The sequence below is a fragment of the Streptomyces sp. NPDC015346 genome, from assembly GCF_043078785.1.
Lineage (GTDB): Bacteria > Actinomycetota > Actinomycetes > Streptomycetales > Streptomycetaceae > Streptomyces.
The window spans coordinates 51,077-66,886 of the sequence record NZ_JBIBTW010000003.1 but is presented as its reverse complement, the minus strand read 5'-3'; the positions used below and the strand labels follow the sequence as shown (position 1 = coordinate 66,886).

Here is a 15,810-nt window from a genome sequence, read left to right as displayed (position 1 = left end):
AGGGGGCGGGAGCCGAACGGTCCGAGGGTGTGGTGCCCCCGGTGTGTTCACGCGGGGTTCGTGTGAGCGCCGTCCTCTGCCGTTAGGCATGGGGCGGTACGAAGGACCCGTCCGACCCCGGCACCAGGAGGCACCTCGATGTCCGACCGCATCCCCGGCCCGTCCCCCGCCCGCCGCAGTGTGCTGCGCGGCTCGATGGCCGCGTCCGCGGCGCTCGCCCTGGGCGGCGGCGCGGCCGCGGCCCCGGCGCTGGCTCTGTCGGGGCGGCCGAGGGCCGCCTGGGGCGTGCAGACGGGGGACGTCACCGGCTCGTCGGGTCTGGTGTGGGTCCGCTCGGACCGGCCGGCGCGGATGATCGTGGAGACCTCGGCGAGCGAGTCGTTCCGCCGCGTCCACCGCCACCAGGGCCCGCTGCTGGGCGCCGACGGCGACTTCACCGGGACGACCGCGCTGCGCGGGCTCCCGCCGGGCGAGCAGATCCACTACCGGGTCACGCTCGCCGACCCGGACGACCCCCGGCGTACCGGCGAACCGGTCGTCGGCACCTTCCGTACCGCTCCGGCGCGGCGCCGCGACGGGGTGCGCTTCCTCTGGTCGGGGGACATCGCCGGGCAGGGCTGGGGCATCAACCCGGACATCGGCGGCTTCCGGGCGTACGAGGAGATGCGCCGGCTGAACCCGGACTTCTTCCTGTGCAGTGGTGACGCGATCTACGCGGACGGTGTCATCCAGCCGAGCGTGACGCTGCCGGACGGCCGGATCTGGCGGAACGTCACGACGCCGGAGAAGTCGAAGGTCGCCGAGACGCTCGACGAGTACCGCGGCAACTTCCGCTACAACCTCCTGGACCACCATGTGCGCGCCTTCAACGCCCAGGTGCCGTCGATCGTGCAGTGGGACGACCACGAGGTCCGCAACAACTGGTACCCCGGGCAGATCCTGGACGACCCGCGCTACACCGAGAAGGACGTGGACGTGCTCGCGGCCCGCGCCAAGCGGGCGTTCGCCGAGTACGTGCCGGTGTCCACGCTCCACGCGCGCGGTGGGTCGGTCGAGGGCCGGATGCACCGGGTGGTGCGCTACGGCCCCCTGCTGGACGTCTTCGTCCTGGACATGCGCTCGTACCGGAACGCCAACTCCCCCGGCCGGCAGGCCGACGACACCACCGGCATCCTGGGCGCGGAGCAGCTCGCCTGGCTCAAGCGGGAGCTGAGCCGCTCGCGGGCGGTGTGGAAGGTGCTCGCCGCCGACATGCCGCTCGGCCTGGTCGTCCCGGACGGGGCGGCGGACTTCGAGGCGATCGCGCAGGGCGACCCGGGCGCCCCGCTCGGCCGGGAGCTCCAGATCGCCGAGCTGCTGCGGTTCGTCAAGCACCGCCGGATCACGGGCACGGTGTGGCTGACCGCCGATGTGCACCACACCTCGGCGCAGCACTACGCGCCGGAGCGGGCGGCCTTCCAGGACTTCGCGCCGTTCTGGGAGTTCGTCTCCGGGCCGCTGGCCGCGGGCGGCTTCCCGGCGAGCGGGCTGGACGCCACCTTCGGCCCCGAGCGGGTCTTCGTCCGCGCGCCGGAGCGGGCGAACCTCTCGCCGATGGAGAGTCCGCAGTACTTCGGCGAGGTCGACATCGACGGTGGCAGCGGCGAGCTGACCGTCCGGCTGCGCGCGGAGGGCGGAACGGTCCTGTTCAGCAAGGTGCTTCAGCCGGGGCGCGTCGGCCAGTGAGCGGCGGGGGGCGGTCGGGGGGAGCGGTCGGAGCCCGACGCCTGCGGACAGCACTCCGGCAAGGGGCCGATCAGTGTCTGACCCAACCGGAAAAAATCAGCCACTAAGGCCCCAGATCGGCGCTTAACCCGTCAGTCACAAGGCGTTCGTGATCACGCAACACCGCTGGGTCACAGTGAGGTCATGACTGATGTGACTTCCGCGAAGAGTGCCCGCCGCCCCCACCACTGGCGGCGGGACCTCATCGAACTGGCCGCCCTGTTCACGGCGGTGGTGGTGGCCGACACGATCGCCAAGACCGTCGTCCGCGGCGCCGAGGGTCCGTACATGCTGGTGTTCTCGGCGATCGCGCTGATCGCCACGGCGACCTTCCACACCTGGTGGGCACGGCGCCACAGCCATGCGCCCCCGCCTCCCTCCGATCCCGCCGGCACGACACCGGGCCCCCAGGAGCCCGTCGAGACGGTGCTCTGGCGGATGCGGACCACCGTCCGTGACGCGCCGGGCAGCCTGGCCGCGCTGTGCACGGCGCTGGCCCGGCACGGCGTCGACATCCTGACCCTGCAGACGCACCCGCTCGCCGAGGGAACCGTCGACGAGTTCCTGTTGCGCGCCCCCGCCCCCCTCCAGGCCAACCAGCTCACCCGGGAGATCGCGGCGGCCGGTGGCAGCAGCACCTGGATCGAGCGGGCCGACGCTCACGACCTGGTGGACACCCCGACCCGGCTGCTCGGTCTCGCTACCCGGACCGCCCTCGACGCGGCCGAACTCCCCCTCGCCCTGCGCCAGCTTCTCGGCCGCTGCACCATCCACTCGCTGCCCGCCGTCTCCCTGAGCGGCCGGCCCACCGGCGAGACCGCCCCGGTCGAGGGCGTCCTGGAGGAGACGGTGATGCGGCTGCGGGACCCGAGCGGCGGTGCCATCACCATCGAGCGGCCCTATCTGCCCTTCACTCCGACCGAGTTCGCCCGCGCCCGGGCCCTCGTCGAGCTCGACGCCCGGCTCGGCCCGCGCGTCCCGCGCAGCCAGGACGTCCTCACCCTCCCCGAGGGCAACGAGATCACCGTCCGCCGCGCGGACCAGCGCGACGTGGCCGCGGCGCGCGCCATGCACGACCGCTGCTCCGCTCGCACCCTCGGCATGCGCTACCACGGACCGGTGAGCGACGCGGACCGCTATCTCAACCATCTGCTCAGCCCGCGCTTCGGCCGGACCCTCGCCGTGCAGACGGCCTCCGGCCGTCTCGTCGCCCTCGGCCATCTGCTCTGGGACGGCGACGAGACGGAGGTCGCCCTGATGGTCGAGGACGACTGGCAGCGCCGGGGCATCGGCTCCGAGCTCCTCGGCCGGCTCGTCGCGATGGCCGAGGAGGCGGGGTGCGAGAGCGTCTACGCCGTGACCCAGTCGTCCAACACCGCGATGGTCGCCGCGATGCGGGCGCTGAACCTCCCCCTCGACTACCAGATCGAGGAGGGGACGCTGGTCATCACCGCCCGGCTGCCGGAGAAGGCTCGGCCGAGCCGTCCGCCGCACGAAGAGCACGCGCCGTTTCAGCGGGTGAGGCGCTGAGTGCCTGGGTGAGATCCCGCCACAGGTCCTCGACGTCCTCCAGACCGACCGACATCCGCAGCAGCCGGTCGCTGACGCCCGCCGAGCGCCGGTCTCCCTCGGCCACGATCCGGTGGCTGATGGAGGCCGGGTGCTGGATCAGGGTGTCGACGCTGCCGAGACTGACCGCCGGCGTGATCAGCCGTACGCCGGCGATCACGTCGTGCGGGTCTCCGTACACCTCGAAGGCGACCATCGCGCCACCCACCCTGGGGTAGTGGACCCGGGCGATACGCGGGTCGGTGGCGAGCCGCCGGACCAGTTCGGCGGCCGTCGCCGACGCGGCCCGCACCCGTACCGGCAGGGTGGAGAGGCCGCGCAGCAGCAGATAGCCCGCCAGCGGGTGGAGTACGCCGCCGGTCGCGAACCGCACCTGGCGCAGCGCGCGGGCGAACTCGTCGTCGCAGGCCACGACGCCGCCCATGACGTCGCCGTGCCCGCCCAGGTACTTGGTCGCGCTGTGCAGCACGATCCGGGCGCCCTGCTCGACCGGCCGCTGGAGCACCGGGGTGGCGAAGGTGTTGTCCACCAGCAGCGGCACCGACCCGCAGGCGTGCGCCAGCGCCCGGATGTCGACCTCGGCGAGGGTCGGGTTCGCCGGAGACTCGACCATCACCAGGCCGGTGTCCGGCCGGATCGCCTCCGCGACGCCCGCCGGGTCGGTCCAGGTGACCTCGGTGCCGAGCAGGCCCGCGTTCAGCAGATGGTCGCTGCAGCCGTACAACGGCCGGACGGCGACCACATGGCGCAGGCCCAGGCTCGCCCGGGTCAGCAGGACGGCGGTGAGCGCCGCCATGCCGCTGGCGAATGCCACCGCGTCGTCGGCGCCCTCCAGGCGGGCGAGCGCCGCCTCGAAGCGGGCGGTGGTGGGGTTGTCCAGGCGCGCGTAGACGGGCGGGCCGTCCAGCCGGGCTCCCGTGGTGGCGAACTCGTCGATCCGCGCGGCCTCGGCACGGGTGTCGTACGACGGATAGGTCGTCGACAGATCGATCGGCGGGGCGTGCAGACCGAGCTCCGCGAGATCTTCGCGGCCCGCGTGCACGGCTTCGGTGGCCAGAGCCCTGGGGGTGGAGGCGTCGTAGTCCATGTACATGACCGCACTGTGAACGAATACCGGAAAGTAGCGCGATATGACCGTGCTACGTTCGGCATATGGCCGATTCTGTCGTACTGGACGCGGTCGATCTGCACATTCTTCGCCTCTTGCAGAACGACGCCCGGACCACTTACCGCGAGCTCGCCGCCGAGGTGGGCGTGGCGCCCTCCACCTGCCTGGACCGGGTGGCGCGGCTGCGCCGCACGGGAGTGATCCTGGGGCACCGGCTACGACTGGATCCGGCCAAACTCGGCCGTGGACTTGAAGCGCTCCTCCTCGTCCAGGTCCGCCCGCACCGGCGTGAACTGATCGGTCCGTTCGTCGACAGGATTCGTGCGCTTCCGGAGTCACGCGCGCTGTTCCACCTCACGGGCCCCGACGACTATCTCGTCCACGTGGCCGTGGCCGACCCCGCCGACCTGCAGCGACTCGTCCTGGACGAGTTCACCTCGCGCCGCGAGGTGGCCCGCGTCGAGACCCGGCTGATCTTCCAGCAGTGGGAGTGCGGACCGCTTCTGCCCCCCGTTCCGGGCGCTCATTTGTCGGCCGAGTGAGATCGAACGAGGGTGACGCGGGCACGATGGAGGCATCAGGATGAGCCTCATGCCAGAGACTTCCAGCAGCCCGCTGCCCCGCCAGGTCGCCGACGCCTACGTCGACGCACTCATCGCCCTCGATCCGATCACCGGTACCTACCTGGGAGTCAAGGAGAGCGCCGGGCTCCTCCCCGATTTCTCGCCGGCCGGACAGGAGGCGGTGGCCGAACTCGCCCGCGACACCCTGTCCCGCCTCGACGAGGCCGAGCGGCGGCCCGGCGCGGACACCGACGCCGAACGGCGCTGCGGCCGTCTGCTGCGCGAGCGTCTGACGGCCGAACTCGCCGTCCACGACGCCGAGGAAGGCCTCTGCGCGGTCAGCAACATGCGCTCCCCCGCGCACAGCGTGCGGATGGTGTTCACGGTGATGCCGACGGAGACCGAGGAGGACTGGGAGGCCGTGGGCCGGCGGCTGCGCGCGGTCCCGGCGGCGCTCGAGGGCTACCGCGCCTCCCTCGCGCTCGGCCTGGAGCGCAAGCTCCTGGGCGGGCCCCGACCGACCGCCACCTTCGTCGACCAGCTGACCGAGTGGTCGGGCGGGAGAAACGGCGGCCGGGGCTGGTTCGAGGACTTCGCCGCCTCGGGGCCCGATTCCCTCCGTCCGGAGCTGCGGACGGAGCTCGCCGAGGCGTCCCGGGGCGCGACCGAGGCGGTCGCGGAGCTGCGGGACTGGATGCGCGACGTCTACGCCCCGGCCGTCGCCGACGCGCCCGACACGGTGGGCCGCGAGCGGTACCAGCGATGGTCGCGCTACTTCAACGGCACCGACCTGGACCTCGACCAGGCCTACGCGTACGGCTGGTCCGAGTACCACCGCATCCTCGGTGAGATGCGGACGGAGGCGGAGCGCATCCTCCCCGGGGCCGGCCCGTGGGAGGCGCTCGCGCACCTCGACGTCCACGGCACCCACATCGAGGGTGTCGAGGAGGTCAGGGTCTGGCTGCAGGAGTTGATGGACGAGGCCATCGAGGCCCTGGACGGCACCCACTTCGAACTCGCCGAGCGGGTACGGCGGGTGGAGTCCCACATCGCCCCGCCCGGCGGCGCCGCGGCCCCGTACTACACCGGCCCCTCCGAGGACTTCTCGCGTCCCGGCCGCACCTGGCTGCCGGTCGACGGCGAGACCCGCTTCCCGGTGTACGACCTGGTGTCGACCTGGTACCACGAGGGAGTCCCGGGCCACCACCTCCAGCTCGCGCAGTGGGTGCACGTCGCCGACCGGCTCTCCCGCTACCAGGCGACGATCGGCGGGGTCAGCGCCAACGCGGAGGGCTGGGCGCTCTACGCGGAGCGGCTGATGGACGAGCTGGGCTTCCTGCCGGACGCCGAGCGCCGGCTCGGGTACCTGGACGGGCAGATGATGCGCGCCTGCCGGGTGATCGTCGACATCGGCATGCACCTGCACCTCGAGATCCCGGCGGACTCGCCGTTCCACCCGGGCGAGCGGTGGACGCCGGAGCTGGCACAGGAGTTCTTCCAGCAGCACAGCAGCCGGCCGCCGTCCTTCGTCGAGAGCGAGATGACCCGCTATCTGTCGATGCCGGGGCAGGCGATCGGCTACAAGCTGGGCGAGCGGGCGTGGCTGCTCGGGCGCGCCAACGCGCGCGCGGCGCACGGCGACGCGTTCGACGCGAAGGCGTGGCACATGGCGGCGCTGTCACAGGGGCCGCTGGGCCTGGACGACCTGGTGGACGAGATCTCGCGCCTCTGAGGGCACGGCTCCCGCCGAGGAACCCAGCGCCTTCGTGGTTCCATGGCTCCCGCCGAGGAACCCGGCCCTTCCCGGTTCCATGGCTCCCGCCGAGGAACCCGGCCCTTCCCGGTTCCATGGCTCCCGCCGAGGAATCCGGCGCCTTCCTGGTTCCGGACGGTGAGAACTCCCCGGGCATCCCTTGATCGCCCGGGGATTCCCCTGCTATTTCTCGGTGATGACCGGATATACACCAGACGCCACCGACTGGCGCATCCTCGAAGCCCTGCAGTCCCAGGGAAGGGCCAGCTTCGCCGAGCTGGCCCGGGCCGTCTCCATGTCCGCCTCCGCCGTCACCGAGCGGGTGCGCCGGCTGGAGGAGGCCGGCGTGATCGCCGGGTACACGGCCGTGGTGGACCAGGAAAGGCTCGGGCTTCCGGTCCTCGCCTTCGTCCGACTGCGCTACCCGAACGGCAACTACAAGCCGTTCCACGACCTGATCGACACCACTCCGGAGATCCTGGAGGCGCACCATGTGACGGGCGACGACTGCTTCGTCATCAAGGTCGCCACGCGCTCCATGAAGCACCTGGAGGAGATCACCGGCAAGATCGGCGCACTGGGCTCCGTGACGACGAGCGTCGTCTACTCCTCCCCCCTCCCACGGCGCTCCATCAGCCGCTGACTCAGTCGCCGAGTCCGCCCGCCGTACGGAGCCGCACGGCCGAGCCGTGCCGCTCCTTGACCACCTCCAGCTGGGCCGGGATGCGGCGCCGCAGGTCGCCGACGTGGCTGACGATGCCGACGCTGCGGTCCCGCTCGCGCAGGGAGTCGAGGACGTCGAGCACCTCGTCGAGGGTCTGGTCGTCGAGGCTTCCGAAGCCCTCGTCGATGAAGAGGGTGTCGAGCCGGACACCGCCGGCCTCGTCGGTGACGACGTCGGCGAGCCCGAGCGCGAGCGCCAGGGAGGCGAAGAACGTCTCTCCGCCCGAGAGGGTGGCGGTGTCGCGCTCGTTGCCGGTCCAGGCGTCGACGACATGGAGACCGAGGCCGGCGCGTCGGCCGCCGGAGCGGGCGTCGGAGTGGACGAGGGTGTAGCGCCCGGAGGACATGCGCTGGAGCCGGGCCGTGGCCGCGGCCGCCACCTGTTCGAGGCGGGCGGCCAGGACGTACGACTCCAGGCGCATCTTGCGTTCGTTCTCGGCCGAGGTGCCGGCGGTGAGTCCGGCGAGCCGGGCGACCCGTTCGTACGTCTCACGGAGCGGTCCGAGCCGGCGTACCTCGGTGTCGGCCTGCTGGGAGAGCCGTACCAGTTCGCCGCACCGGTCGCGTACGGCGGCGAGGGCCGACACGGCGTCCCGCAGGGCCCGTTCGGCGGCGGTGTGGGCGGCCTCGGCGTGGGCCGGGTGGGCGGGGGGACGCTCGGCGGCGGCCCGGGTCTCCGGCTCCGCGAGCCGGTCGGCGACGGCGGCCGCTTCCGCCCGCCAGGCGTCCAGGCGGCTCTGGAGGGTGCGGCGTTCGCCGTCCTCCAGGAGCGCGGCGGCGGCCTCGGCGGGCGTGTCGAACCCGGCGCGGAAGGCGGCGTCGGCGAGCCGGTCGTCGGCCTCCTTCAGCCGCTGGGCGGCGGTGTCGACGGTCCGTACGGTCTCGGCGGCGTCGACCAGGATGGCGATCCGCCGCTCCAGGCGCGAGGCGTGCTCGGCGACGCTGCCCGACTCGCCGCGGCCCCGGGCCAGTTCCGCGTCCAGGGCGGTCTGCTCCCGGTCGAGCGCCTCCCGCTGAGAGGTGCGCGCGGCGACCCGCCGCTCGGCGTCCCGCTGGTCGGCGACCCGCCGCTCGTACTCCCGCTCCGCACGGGCGAGCGCCTCCCGCGCACCGTGCGTCTGCCCGGCGAGCGCCTGCGCCTCGGCATGCTGCCGCGCCAACTCCTCGACCTCGCGGGCCAGCTCCTCAACACTCGGCTCGGGCCCGCCGGTTTCACCGGGCAGGCCGGAGCCCGCGTGTCCGCCGGACCCGTCGCCCGCGCCGGACCCTTCGCCCTTGCCGGGCCCCTCGCCCGCACCGAACTCCGCGTGCAGGCCGGACCCCTCGCCCGCACCGGGCTCCTCCCGGGCGGTCGGTTCCGCGGTTCGTGCCCCGGTGGCCTGGGCGGGCACGGTGTCGAGCCTGGTCTTGTGATTGTGACCGTCCGCCGCGTCGGGGCGCGGGGTATCGGCCCCGCCCCGGTCCGGCGCCGACTCCGGCGCGTGCCTTCCGTCGGCCGGTCCGCCCGAGGCGGGGCCGGTACGGGGCGTTCCGCCCGCGGCGTCCTGCCCTCGCACGGCAACGACGCCCTCGCCTCCCGCCGGGAAGCCGCCGCCTCCCGCCCGGGAAGCACGCGCCGCGTGAGCCGCACCAGCCACAGTGCCGTGCGCCTGCCGGTCCGCGCCGTCCACCGGTCCCGCCAGGACCTCCGCTCGGGCCGCGGACCAGGCTTCCCTGAGGACCGCGAGCTCGCGTTCGGCCGTGGTCCTGGCCTCCTCCGCGTGGGTGAAGGCGGCGTAGGCGGTGTCCTCCGTGGCCCGGTCCACATGGTCGGCGCCGGTGCGGGCCGGCGCCGGGTGGTCGGCCGAGCCGCAGACCTGGCACGGGTCGCCGGGGGTGAGGGCGGCGGCCAGTTCGGCGGCGATGCCCCGCAGGCGGCGGGACTTGATGTCGAGCCAGGCCTCGTGCGTCTCATTGCGGTGCTCACGGGCGGCCGTCAGCCGGGCCTCGGCGGCCTTCGCGTCCTCGGCCAGCCCGTCGCGACGGCGGGCCGCCGCGAGCCTGCGGCGGGCGGGTTCGAGCCGGCCCGCGAGGTGCTCGGCGCGGGCCGCGGCCTCCTGGGCGGATTCGATGCGCGCCATGAGCTCCGCCCGGCGGGGCTCCCACCCGTCGAGCCAGCCGCCCGCCTCCTGGAGGATCTCCTCGTCGGCGCACGCCTGCCGCTCCAGCGTGGAACGTTCCCTGGCGATCTCGGCGCTGCGCCGCTCGGCCCGCCGGGCGGACTCGAGCCCGCCCAGCTCCTCGCGCAGCCGCCGCTCCAGCGCGGACAGCTGCTCCGCTCCCGCGTCGGCCAGGTCGGGCGGGAGCAGGCCGCGCGTGCGCTCGCGGGCGCCGCTCGCCGCCGCGTACTCGCGCTCGGCTTCGGCGCGCAGCGCCAGCGCGGGCGCCACCCGGTCGGCCTTGAGCGCGCGGTCCAGGGTGGCCTCCCAGGCGTCCCGCTCGGCACTGCGGGCCTCCAGCTCCTCCTGCCGCCGCAGGGCCTCGGCGTACCGTGCCTGCCGCGCCGCGAGGTCGCGCTGGGCGTCGAGCGCCCGTCGTGCGGCGGCCTGTCGGCTCTCGGCGGCGGTGACGGCCGACCCGGCGATGTCGAGCGCCTCGCGCGCCTCGGAGCGGGCGAGGGCCGCCCAGGTCTGGACGGCTTCGGCGAGTCCCGGCTCACCGGGTCGCTCGACCACGACGGCGCCGCCCGCGACCTGCGCCATCCGGTGGGCCAGGGCGAGGAGTCGCTCGTCCCCTTCCCTGACCTGCTGCTCGGCGGCGCGCCGCAGATCGGCGAGGCGCTCCTCGACGGCCGCGAACCGGCGGGTGTCGAAGAGCCGGCCGAGCAGCTTGCCGCGCGCCTCGGCGTCGGCCCGCAGGAAGCGCGCGAAGTCGCCCTGGGGCAGGAGCACGACCTGGCAGAACTGCTCCCGGCTCATGCCGAGGAGCTGGGTGATCTCCTCGCCGATCTCCTGGTGGGAGCGGCTGAGCCCGGCCCACTCGCCCGTCCCCGGGTCGTACTCACGCAGCCAGCTCTGGGCCTTCTCGGTGGTGAAGCCGCCGCCGCGCTTCTTGGGGCGCGGCTGGGCGGGGCGCCGGGTGATCTCCAACCGCCGCTCCCCCACGGTCAGTTCGAGCGTGACCTCGGTGTACGTGCCGGCCGCGGCGTGGTCGCTGCGCAGTGAGGCGCCGGGGCTCTGCCGGGCGCCCGGCACGGCGCCGTACAGGGCGTAGCAGACGGCGTCCAGGACGGAGGTCTTGCCGGCGCCGGTCGGTCCGTGGAGGAGGAAGAGCCCGGCGGAGGAGAGGGCGTCGAAGTCGACCTCCTGCGTGGTGCCGAACGGCCCGAAGGCGGTGACGGCGAGGCGGTGCAGTCTCACCGGCCGCTCACCTCGCGCTCCGCCGCGTCCACCCGTACGTCGTCGAAGGCGCCGTACAGCACCGTCCGTTCGGCGCCGTCGGGTCCCGCGCCGCCGCGTACGTGGGCCACGAAGTCCTCCGCGATCTGCTGGTCGCTGCGGTCCCGCAGCCGCTGCGCGTACGAGGCGAGTGGGTCGCTCTCGGCGCGCTCGGGTTCGAAGACCAGGCTGAGGGTGTGCGGGAAGCGTTCGGTGAGCCGGGCCATGGGTTCGGCGGGCCGTGCGGGGTCGGTGAGCGTCGCCTCCACCCAGGACCGCTCGTGCCGTACGAGGGCGGGGTCGGCCAGCAGGTCGTCGAGCCGGCCCCTGATCCGGGCCAGCGGTCTCGGCACGGGGCAGTCGATCCGCTCGGCGGCCTCGATCGCGCCCTCGGGGCCGAGGTCGATCAGCCACATCGTCTTGCGGTGGTCGGCCTCGGAGAAGGAGTACGCGAGGGGGGAGCCGGAGTAGCGCACGCGCGGGGTGACGGCCTGGCAGCCGTGGAGGTGGCCGAGGGCGACGTAGTCGACGCCGTCGAAGACGCCGGCCGGGACGGCGGCGACGCCGCCGACGGTGATGTCCCGCTCGCTGTCGCTGGGCTCGCCGCCGGCGACGAAGGCGTGGGCGAGGACGACGGACCGGGTGGAGGCGGGCCGTGCGGCGAGGTCGGCGCGGACGCGGTCCATGGCGGCGCGGAGCACGGCCTCGTGCCCCGCCTTCTCGGCGCCGAACCGCTCGCGGACGAGGGCGGGTTCCAGATAGGGCAGGCCGTACAGGGCCACGTCTCCGTGGGCGTCCGCGAGCAGGACGGGGCTGCCGACTCCCGCCGGGTCGGTACGGAGGTGGATTCCGGCGCGTTCGATGAGTCCGGCGCCGACGCCGAGGCGCCGTGCCGAGTCATGGTTCCCGGAGATCATCACCGTCTCCACGCCCACCTCGGCGAGCCGGTGCAGGGCGGTGTCGAAGAGCTCGACGGCGCCCAGCGGCGGTACGGCCCGGTCGTAGACATCCCCGGCGACCAGCACCGCGTCCACCTCGCGCTCGCGCACCGTCGCCACCAGGTGGTCGAGGAACGCGGCCTGGGCGTCGAGCAGGCTCACCCGGTGGAACGACCGTCCCAGGTGCCAGTCCGACGTGTGCAGGAATCTCATGATCGAGGAGCGTATCGGTGGGGTCGGACATCGGCCGGGGGTTCGTGGATTACGGGAACCGGCCGTGCGGGAGACGGCTCAGGCATCGCCGTATGCCTCGCCGCCGAGCTCCAGGGCAGCGGTGCCCGCCGTCGCGTCGGCGAGCCAGGCGCGGAACTCCGCCACGTCGGCGTCCGGCAGGCCGATCTCGAGGGTGACGGCTTCGCCGTACCGCACGTCACGCACGGCCCGGCCGGTCGCCCGCAGCTCGTTCTCCAGCCGGCCCGCGCGCTGGTGGTCGACGGTGACGGTGGCGAGGCGGAAGCGCTGCCGGGTGAGAGTGCCGAGCGCGTCGAGGGCCTCGCCGACCACGCCCCCGTAGGCGCGGATGAGACCGCCCGCGCCGAGTTTCACGCCGCCGTAGTAGCGGGTGACGACGGCGGCGACGTACCGCACCTCACGCCGCATGAGCATCTGGAGCATCGGGGCGCCCGCCGTGCCCCCGGGCTCGCCGTCGTCACTGGCCTTCTGTACGGCCGCGTCGGCGCCGATGACGTACGCGAAGCAGTTGTGCGTGGCGGTCGGGTGCTCCTTGCGGACGCGTGCGACGAAGTCCTGCGCCTCCCGCTCGGTCGCGACGGGCGCGAGCGCGCAGATGAAGCGCGAGCGGTTGATCTCGGTCTCGTGCACACCCTCGCGAGCGAGCGTGCGGTACTGCTCCTGCATCCCGCCACCCTAGTGCGTCGCCGTCAGCCGGTAGGGAGCGGTACCCGCTTCGGGGGGTTACGCGGACGTGAGGGCGCGCGCGGGAATCACGGTGGGCTCCGGTTCGTTATCGACCGTGACCAGCCGATCCACCGGGAGGCAGCACGTGACGACCGAGACGACCAGCGCCGGGACCACCGAGTCGGAGACCGTACGGAAGATCCTGACCGCCACGGGCGACACCTGGGCCGTCGTCGGGCTCTCCTCGAACCGGGCTCGCGCGGCGTACGGTGTCGCGGCGGTGCTGCAGCGCTACGGCAAGCGGATCGTGCCCGTCCACCCGAAGGCGGAGACGGTCCACGGCGAGCGGGGGTACGCCTCGCTCGCCGACATCCCGTTCCCGGTCGACGTCGTGGACGTGTTCGTCAACAGCGAGCACGCGGGAGGGATCGCGGACGAGGCGGTGGCGATCGGCGCCAAGGCCGTCTGGTTCCAGCTCGGTGTGGTCGACGAGGCGGCGTACGCGCGGACCCGTGCGGCCGGGCTCGACATGGTCATGGACCGCTGCCCGGCGATCGAGATCCCACTGCTCGGCTGAGACCGAAACCCTCCACACAACGGCGGGCGGCCCACGCCGACCGGTGGTCCGCCGCGGGGCCGGGCCGGGTGCGTCAGCGGACCGGCGGGATGGAGACGGCCATGGTCATCTCGACCTTCTCCTCGCCGTCGTTGCGGTAGGCGTGCGGCAGGTTCGCCTCGAAGGCGGCCGACGTTCCGGCCGGCAGGGTGTGCTCCTCGCCCTCGACGACCAGGGTGAGCACCCCCTCGGTGACGTGCAGCAGTTCGGTCGTGCCGTCGGGATGGGGGTCGGAGGCGCTGCCGTCTCCGGGCATGAGGGTCCAGGACCAGAGCTCCAGCGGTCCGCGCGCCTCGGTGCCGACCAGGAGGGTGGTGTGGCTGCCGGTGGAGGTGGACCACATGCGCACGGCCTGGCTCGGCGGGACGAGACGGACCTGAGGGCCCTGTTCGTAGTCGAGGAGGGTGGTGATGGAGACTCCGAGGGCGTCCGCGAGCTTCACCGTGGTGCCGACGCTGGGGTTCGTGCGGGCCTGCTCGATCTGGATGATCATGCCGCGGCTCACACCGGCGCGCGCCGCGAGCGCGTCGAGGGTGAAGCCGCGTTCGTTGCGCCACCGCTTGAGGTTCCGCGCGAGCGACTGCGTGAGCTGATCGAGGTCCGACACGTTCCGTCCAATATTTTGGATGACAGAGTTCACTGAACTGAACTACTGTGCGGTCTACCGCAGTGTACCCAGCTGTACACCGCACTGTACTGCGCGACCGCCGCCTGCGAGGACCTCATGACCGCTCTGTTCGCCCTGGCCACCGCCCTGCTCTGGGGGCTGGCCGACTTCGGCGGCGGGCTGCTCACCCGGCGCATGCCGGCCCTGACGGTCGTTGTCGTCTCCCAGGTCGTCGCGGTCGTCGTCCTCGGCGTGATCGTGGTGGCCACCGGCGGTTGGAGCGAGACGGGGCCACAGCTCTGGTACGCGGCCGCGGCGGGCGTGGTCGGCCCGGTGGCGATGCTCTGCTTCTACAAGGCCCTGGCCCTCGGGCCGATGGGCGTGGTCTCCCCGCTCGGCTCCCTCGGCGTCATCGTCCCCGTGTCCGTGGGCCTGTTGATCGGGGACCGGCCGGGGCTGCTGCAGTTCGCCGGCATCGGTGTGGCGATCGTCGGCATCGTGCTGGCCGGCGGCCCGGAGCTGCGCGGCGCGCCGGTGCAGCGCCAGGCGGTCCTCCTCACCCTCGTCGCCGCCTTCGGGTTCGGCTCGGTCATGGCGCTGATCGCGGAGGCGTCCTCCACCCTCACCGGGCTCTTCCTCGCCCTCTTCGTGCAGCGTGTCACCAACGTGGCGGTGGGCGGCGCCGCGCTGTTCGTCTCCGTGAAGCGGGGCGGGCGGGCGCTGCCCGAGGACGGCGGCGGCATGAAGGCCGTCGTGGTGGCGCTCCCGGCGCTCGCCTTCGTCGGCCTGGCCGACGTCGCCGCCAACGGCACGTACTCGATCGCCGCGCAGAACGGTCCCGTCACCGTCGCCGCCGTTCTGGCCAATCTCTATCCGGTGATCACGGCGCTGGCCGCCCGCGGCGTGCTCAAGGAACGGCTGCGGGCGGTGCAGGCGGCCGGCGCGGGCCTGGCCCTGGTCGGCACGGTGCTCCTCGCGACGGGCTGAGCGCCCGCCGATCGGATCCCCCGGTCCGCCGGATCCCCCGGTCCGCCGGATCCCCCGGACCCCCCGATTCCCCGGACCCCGGTCCCCCGGGTCTTGCCCATCAGCTCTCCGCGAGATCCCACTCCGCGAGGGCGGCGAGCTGTTCCGACGTCACGCCGTCCGGGATCGGTACGGGAGGCGGCGTACGCAGCGGCGGCTGCCAGCCCTTCTCCGGGTCCCAGCTCCGTACGACCCGGGCCGGGGCCCCGGCCACCACCGAGTGGTCCGGCACCTCGCCCCGCACGACGGCGCCGGCCGCGACCACCACATTGCGCCCCAGCCGCGCGCCCGGCAGGATCACCGCGCCCGTGCCCACCCAGCAGCCCGGGCCGATCTCGACCGGCTCGGAGCGGGGCCACTGCCGGCCGACCGGCTCGTGGGGATCGTCGTAACTGTGGTTGGTCGAGGTGATGTAGACGTACGGGCCGCAGTACGTGTCCGAGCCGATGGTCACCGTGGTGTCGGCGATGACGTGGCTGCCGCGCCCCAGGACGACGCCGTCGCCGAGGGTCAGGATCGGGGCCGGGCCGAGGTCGAGCCCGGGCAGCATGCCGGCGGTGAGGGTGACCTGCTCGGCGATGATGCAGTGCTCGCCGATCTCGATCCAGGGTTCACCGAAGACCGTGCCCTGCGGGAAGGCGAGCCGGGTCCCCGCGCCCAGGCGCCGGAAGCGCAGCTTTCCGGGGTGCTCCGCGGTGACGGCCCCGGCCTGCTGCACCCAGCGCCGGCCGCCCTGCAGGGCGTGGGCGACCACCCGGCGCCGCCAGGCGGTAAGAGATGAGAACGTGTTTCTGTTCCTCGGCACCCGC

At 73.5% G+C, this 15,810-nt stretch carries 13 protein-coding genes; 7 read left to right on the top strand and 6 right to left on the bottom strand.

Going from position 1 to position 15,810, the window contains the following annotated elements; genetic code table 11:
- Positions 1-138 precede the first annotated feature (138 nt).
- A complete protein-coding gene (locus ACF06X_RS11185; RefSeq protein ID WP_392286975.1) occupies positions 139-1,725 on the top strand; it encodes an alkaline phosphatase D family protein in 1,587 nt (528 codons plus the stop codon).
- Positions 1,726-1,908: 183 nt separating this feature from the next.
- On the top strand, positions 1,909-3,294 hold the full coding sequence (locus tag ACF06X_RS11180; RefSeq protein ID WP_392286974.1) for a GNAT family N-acetyltransferase: 1,386 nt from the start codon (positions 1,909-1,911) through the stop codon (positions 3,292-3,294).
- On the opposite strand, the gene ACF06X_RS11175 is transcribed toward ACF06X_RS11180, so the two are convergent.
- Positions 3,212-4,426, bottom strand: a complete 1,215-nt coding sequence (locus ACF06X_RS11175; protein ID WP_392286973.1) for a trans-sulfuration enzyme family protein — start codon at positions 4,424-4,426, stop codon at positions 3,212-3,214. The two genes, ACF06X_RS11180 and ACF06X_RS11175, sit on opposite strands and share 83 nt — an antisense overlap.
- A 59-nt stretch (positions 4,427-4,485) precedes the next feature.
- Here ACF06X_RS11175 and ACF06X_RS11170 point away from each other — a divergent pair, with 59 nt between their 5' ends.
- The 3 genes from ACF06X_RS11170 (at position 4,486) to ACF06X_RS11160 (ending at position 7,400) form a co-directional block, all read left to right on the top strand.
- Positions 4,486-4,983: an Lrp/AsnC family transcriptional regulator gene (locus ACF06X_RS11170; protein ID WP_392286972.1), complete on the top strand. Its 498-nt coding sequence runs from the start codon at positions 4,486-4,488 to the stop codon at positions 4,981-4,983.
- A gap of 49 nt (positions 4,984-5,032) precedes the next feature.
- A complete protein-coding gene (locus tag ACF06X_RS11165; RefSeq protein ID WP_392286971.1) occupies positions 5,033-6,736 on the top strand; it encodes a DUF885 domain-containing protein in 1,704 nt (567 codons plus the stop codon).
- Between the two features lie 217 nt (positions 6,737-6,953).
- Entirely contained in the window at positions 6,954-7,400 is a 447-nt protein-coding gene (locus ACF06X_RS11160; protein ID WP_392286970.1) for an Lrp/AsnC family transcriptional regulator, read from the top strand.
- A gap of 1 nt (position 7,401) precedes the next feature.
- On the opposite strand, the gene ACF06X_RS11155 is transcribed toward ACF06X_RS11160, so the two are convergent.
- The 3 genes from ACF06X_RS11155 to ACF06X_RS11145 form a co-directional block, all read right to left on the bottom strand.
- Complete coding sequence (locus ACF06X_RS11155; protein ID WP_392286969.1) at positions 7,402-10,878, bottom strand: AAA family ATPase; 3,477 nt, start codon at positions 10,876-10,878, stop codon at positions 7,402-7,404.
- Positions 10,875-12,047 (bottom strand): exonuclease SbcCD subunit D, encoded by a 1,173-nt coding sequence (locus ACF06X_RS11150; RefSeq protein WP_392286968.1) that lies wholly within the window; start codon positions 12,045-12,047, stop codon positions 10,875-10,877. Before ACF06X_RS11150 ends, ACF06X_RS11155 begins: the two co-directional genes overlap by 4 nt.
- A 78-nt stretch (positions 12,048-12,125) precedes the next feature.
- Positions 12,126-12,752, bottom strand: coding sequence for a YigZ family protein (locus tag ACF06X_RS11145; RefSeq protein ID WP_392286967.1), 627 nt, complete (start codon positions 12,750-12,752; stop codon positions 12,126-12,128).
- 145 nt (positions 12,753-12,897) lie between these two features.
- On the opposite strand from ACF06X_RS11145, the gene ACF06X_RS11140 reads away from it, so the two are divergent.
- Entirely contained in the window at positions 12,898-13,329 is a 432-nt protein-coding gene (locus ACF06X_RS11140; protein WP_392286966.1) for a CoA-binding protein, read from the top strand.
- A gap of 73 nt (positions 13,330-13,402) precedes the next feature.
- On the opposite strand, the gene ACF06X_RS11135 is transcribed toward ACF06X_RS11140, so the two are convergent.
- Positions 13,403-13,975, bottom strand: coding sequence for a helix-turn-helix domain-containing protein (locus ACF06X_RS11135; RefSeq protein ID WP_392286965.1), 573 nt, complete (start codon positions 13,973-13,975; stop codon positions 13,403-13,405).
- Between the two features lie 117 nt (positions 13,976-14,092).
- Here ACF06X_RS11135 and ACF06X_RS11130 point away from each other — a divergent pair, with 117 nt between their 5' ends.
- Complete coding sequence (locus ACF06X_RS11130; protein WP_392286964.1) at positions 14,093-14,962, top strand: EamA family transporter; 870 nt, start codon at positions 14,093-14,095, stop codon at positions 14,960-14,962.
- A 100-nt stretch (positions 14,963-15,062) separates the two neighbouring features.
- Here the strand turns inward: ACF06X_RS11130 and ACF06X_RS11125 are convergent, their stop codons facing one another.
- Positions 15,063-15,806, bottom strand: a complete 744-nt coding sequence (locus ACF06X_RS11125; protein ID WP_392286963.1) for an acyltransferase — start codon at positions 15,804-15,806, stop codon at positions 15,063-15,065.
- Between the last annotated feature and the right edge of the window lie 4 nt (positions 15,807-15,810).

Excerpts from the sequence above, each read along its gene's own strand:
- ACF06X_RS11170 (WP_392286972.1), top strand. The coding sequence starts at position 4,486 with ATGGCCGATTCTGTCGTACTGGACGCGGTCGATCTGCACATTCTTCGC.
- ACF06X_RS11130 (WP_392286964.1), top strand. The coding sequence starts at position 14,093 with ATGACCGCTCTGTTCGCCCTGGCCACCGCCCTGCTCTGGGGGCTGGCC.
- ACF06X_RS11160 (WP_392286970.1), top strand. The coding sequence starts at position 6,954 with ATGACCGGATATACACCAGACGCCACCGACTGGCGCATCCTCGAAGCC.
- ACF06X_RS11150 (WP_392286968.1), bottom strand. The coding sequence starts at position 12,047 with ATGAGATTCCTGCACACGTCGGACTGGCACCTGGGACGGTCGTTCCAC.
- ACF06X_RS11180 (WP_392286974.1), top strand. The coding sequence starts at position 1,909 with ATGACTGATGTGACTTCCGCGAAGAGTGCCCGCCGCCCCCACCACTGG.
- ACF06X_RS11165 (WP_392286971.1), top strand. The coding sequence starts at position 5,033 with ATGCCAGAGACTTCCAGCAGCCCGCTGCCCCGCCAGGTCGCCGACGCC.
- ACF06X_RS11175 (WP_392286973.1), bottom strand. The coding sequence starts at position 4,426 with ATGTACATGGACTACGACGCCTCCACCCCCAGGGCTCTGGCCACCGAA.
- ACF06X_RS11185 (WP_392286975.1), top strand. The coding sequence starts at position 139 with ATGTCCGACCGCATCCCCGGCCCGTCCCCCGCCCGCCGCAGTGTGCTG.
- ACF06X_RS11145 (WP_392286967.1), bottom strand. The coding sequence starts at position 12,752 with ATGCAGGAGCAGTACCGCACGCTCGCTCGCGAGGGTGTGCACGAGACC.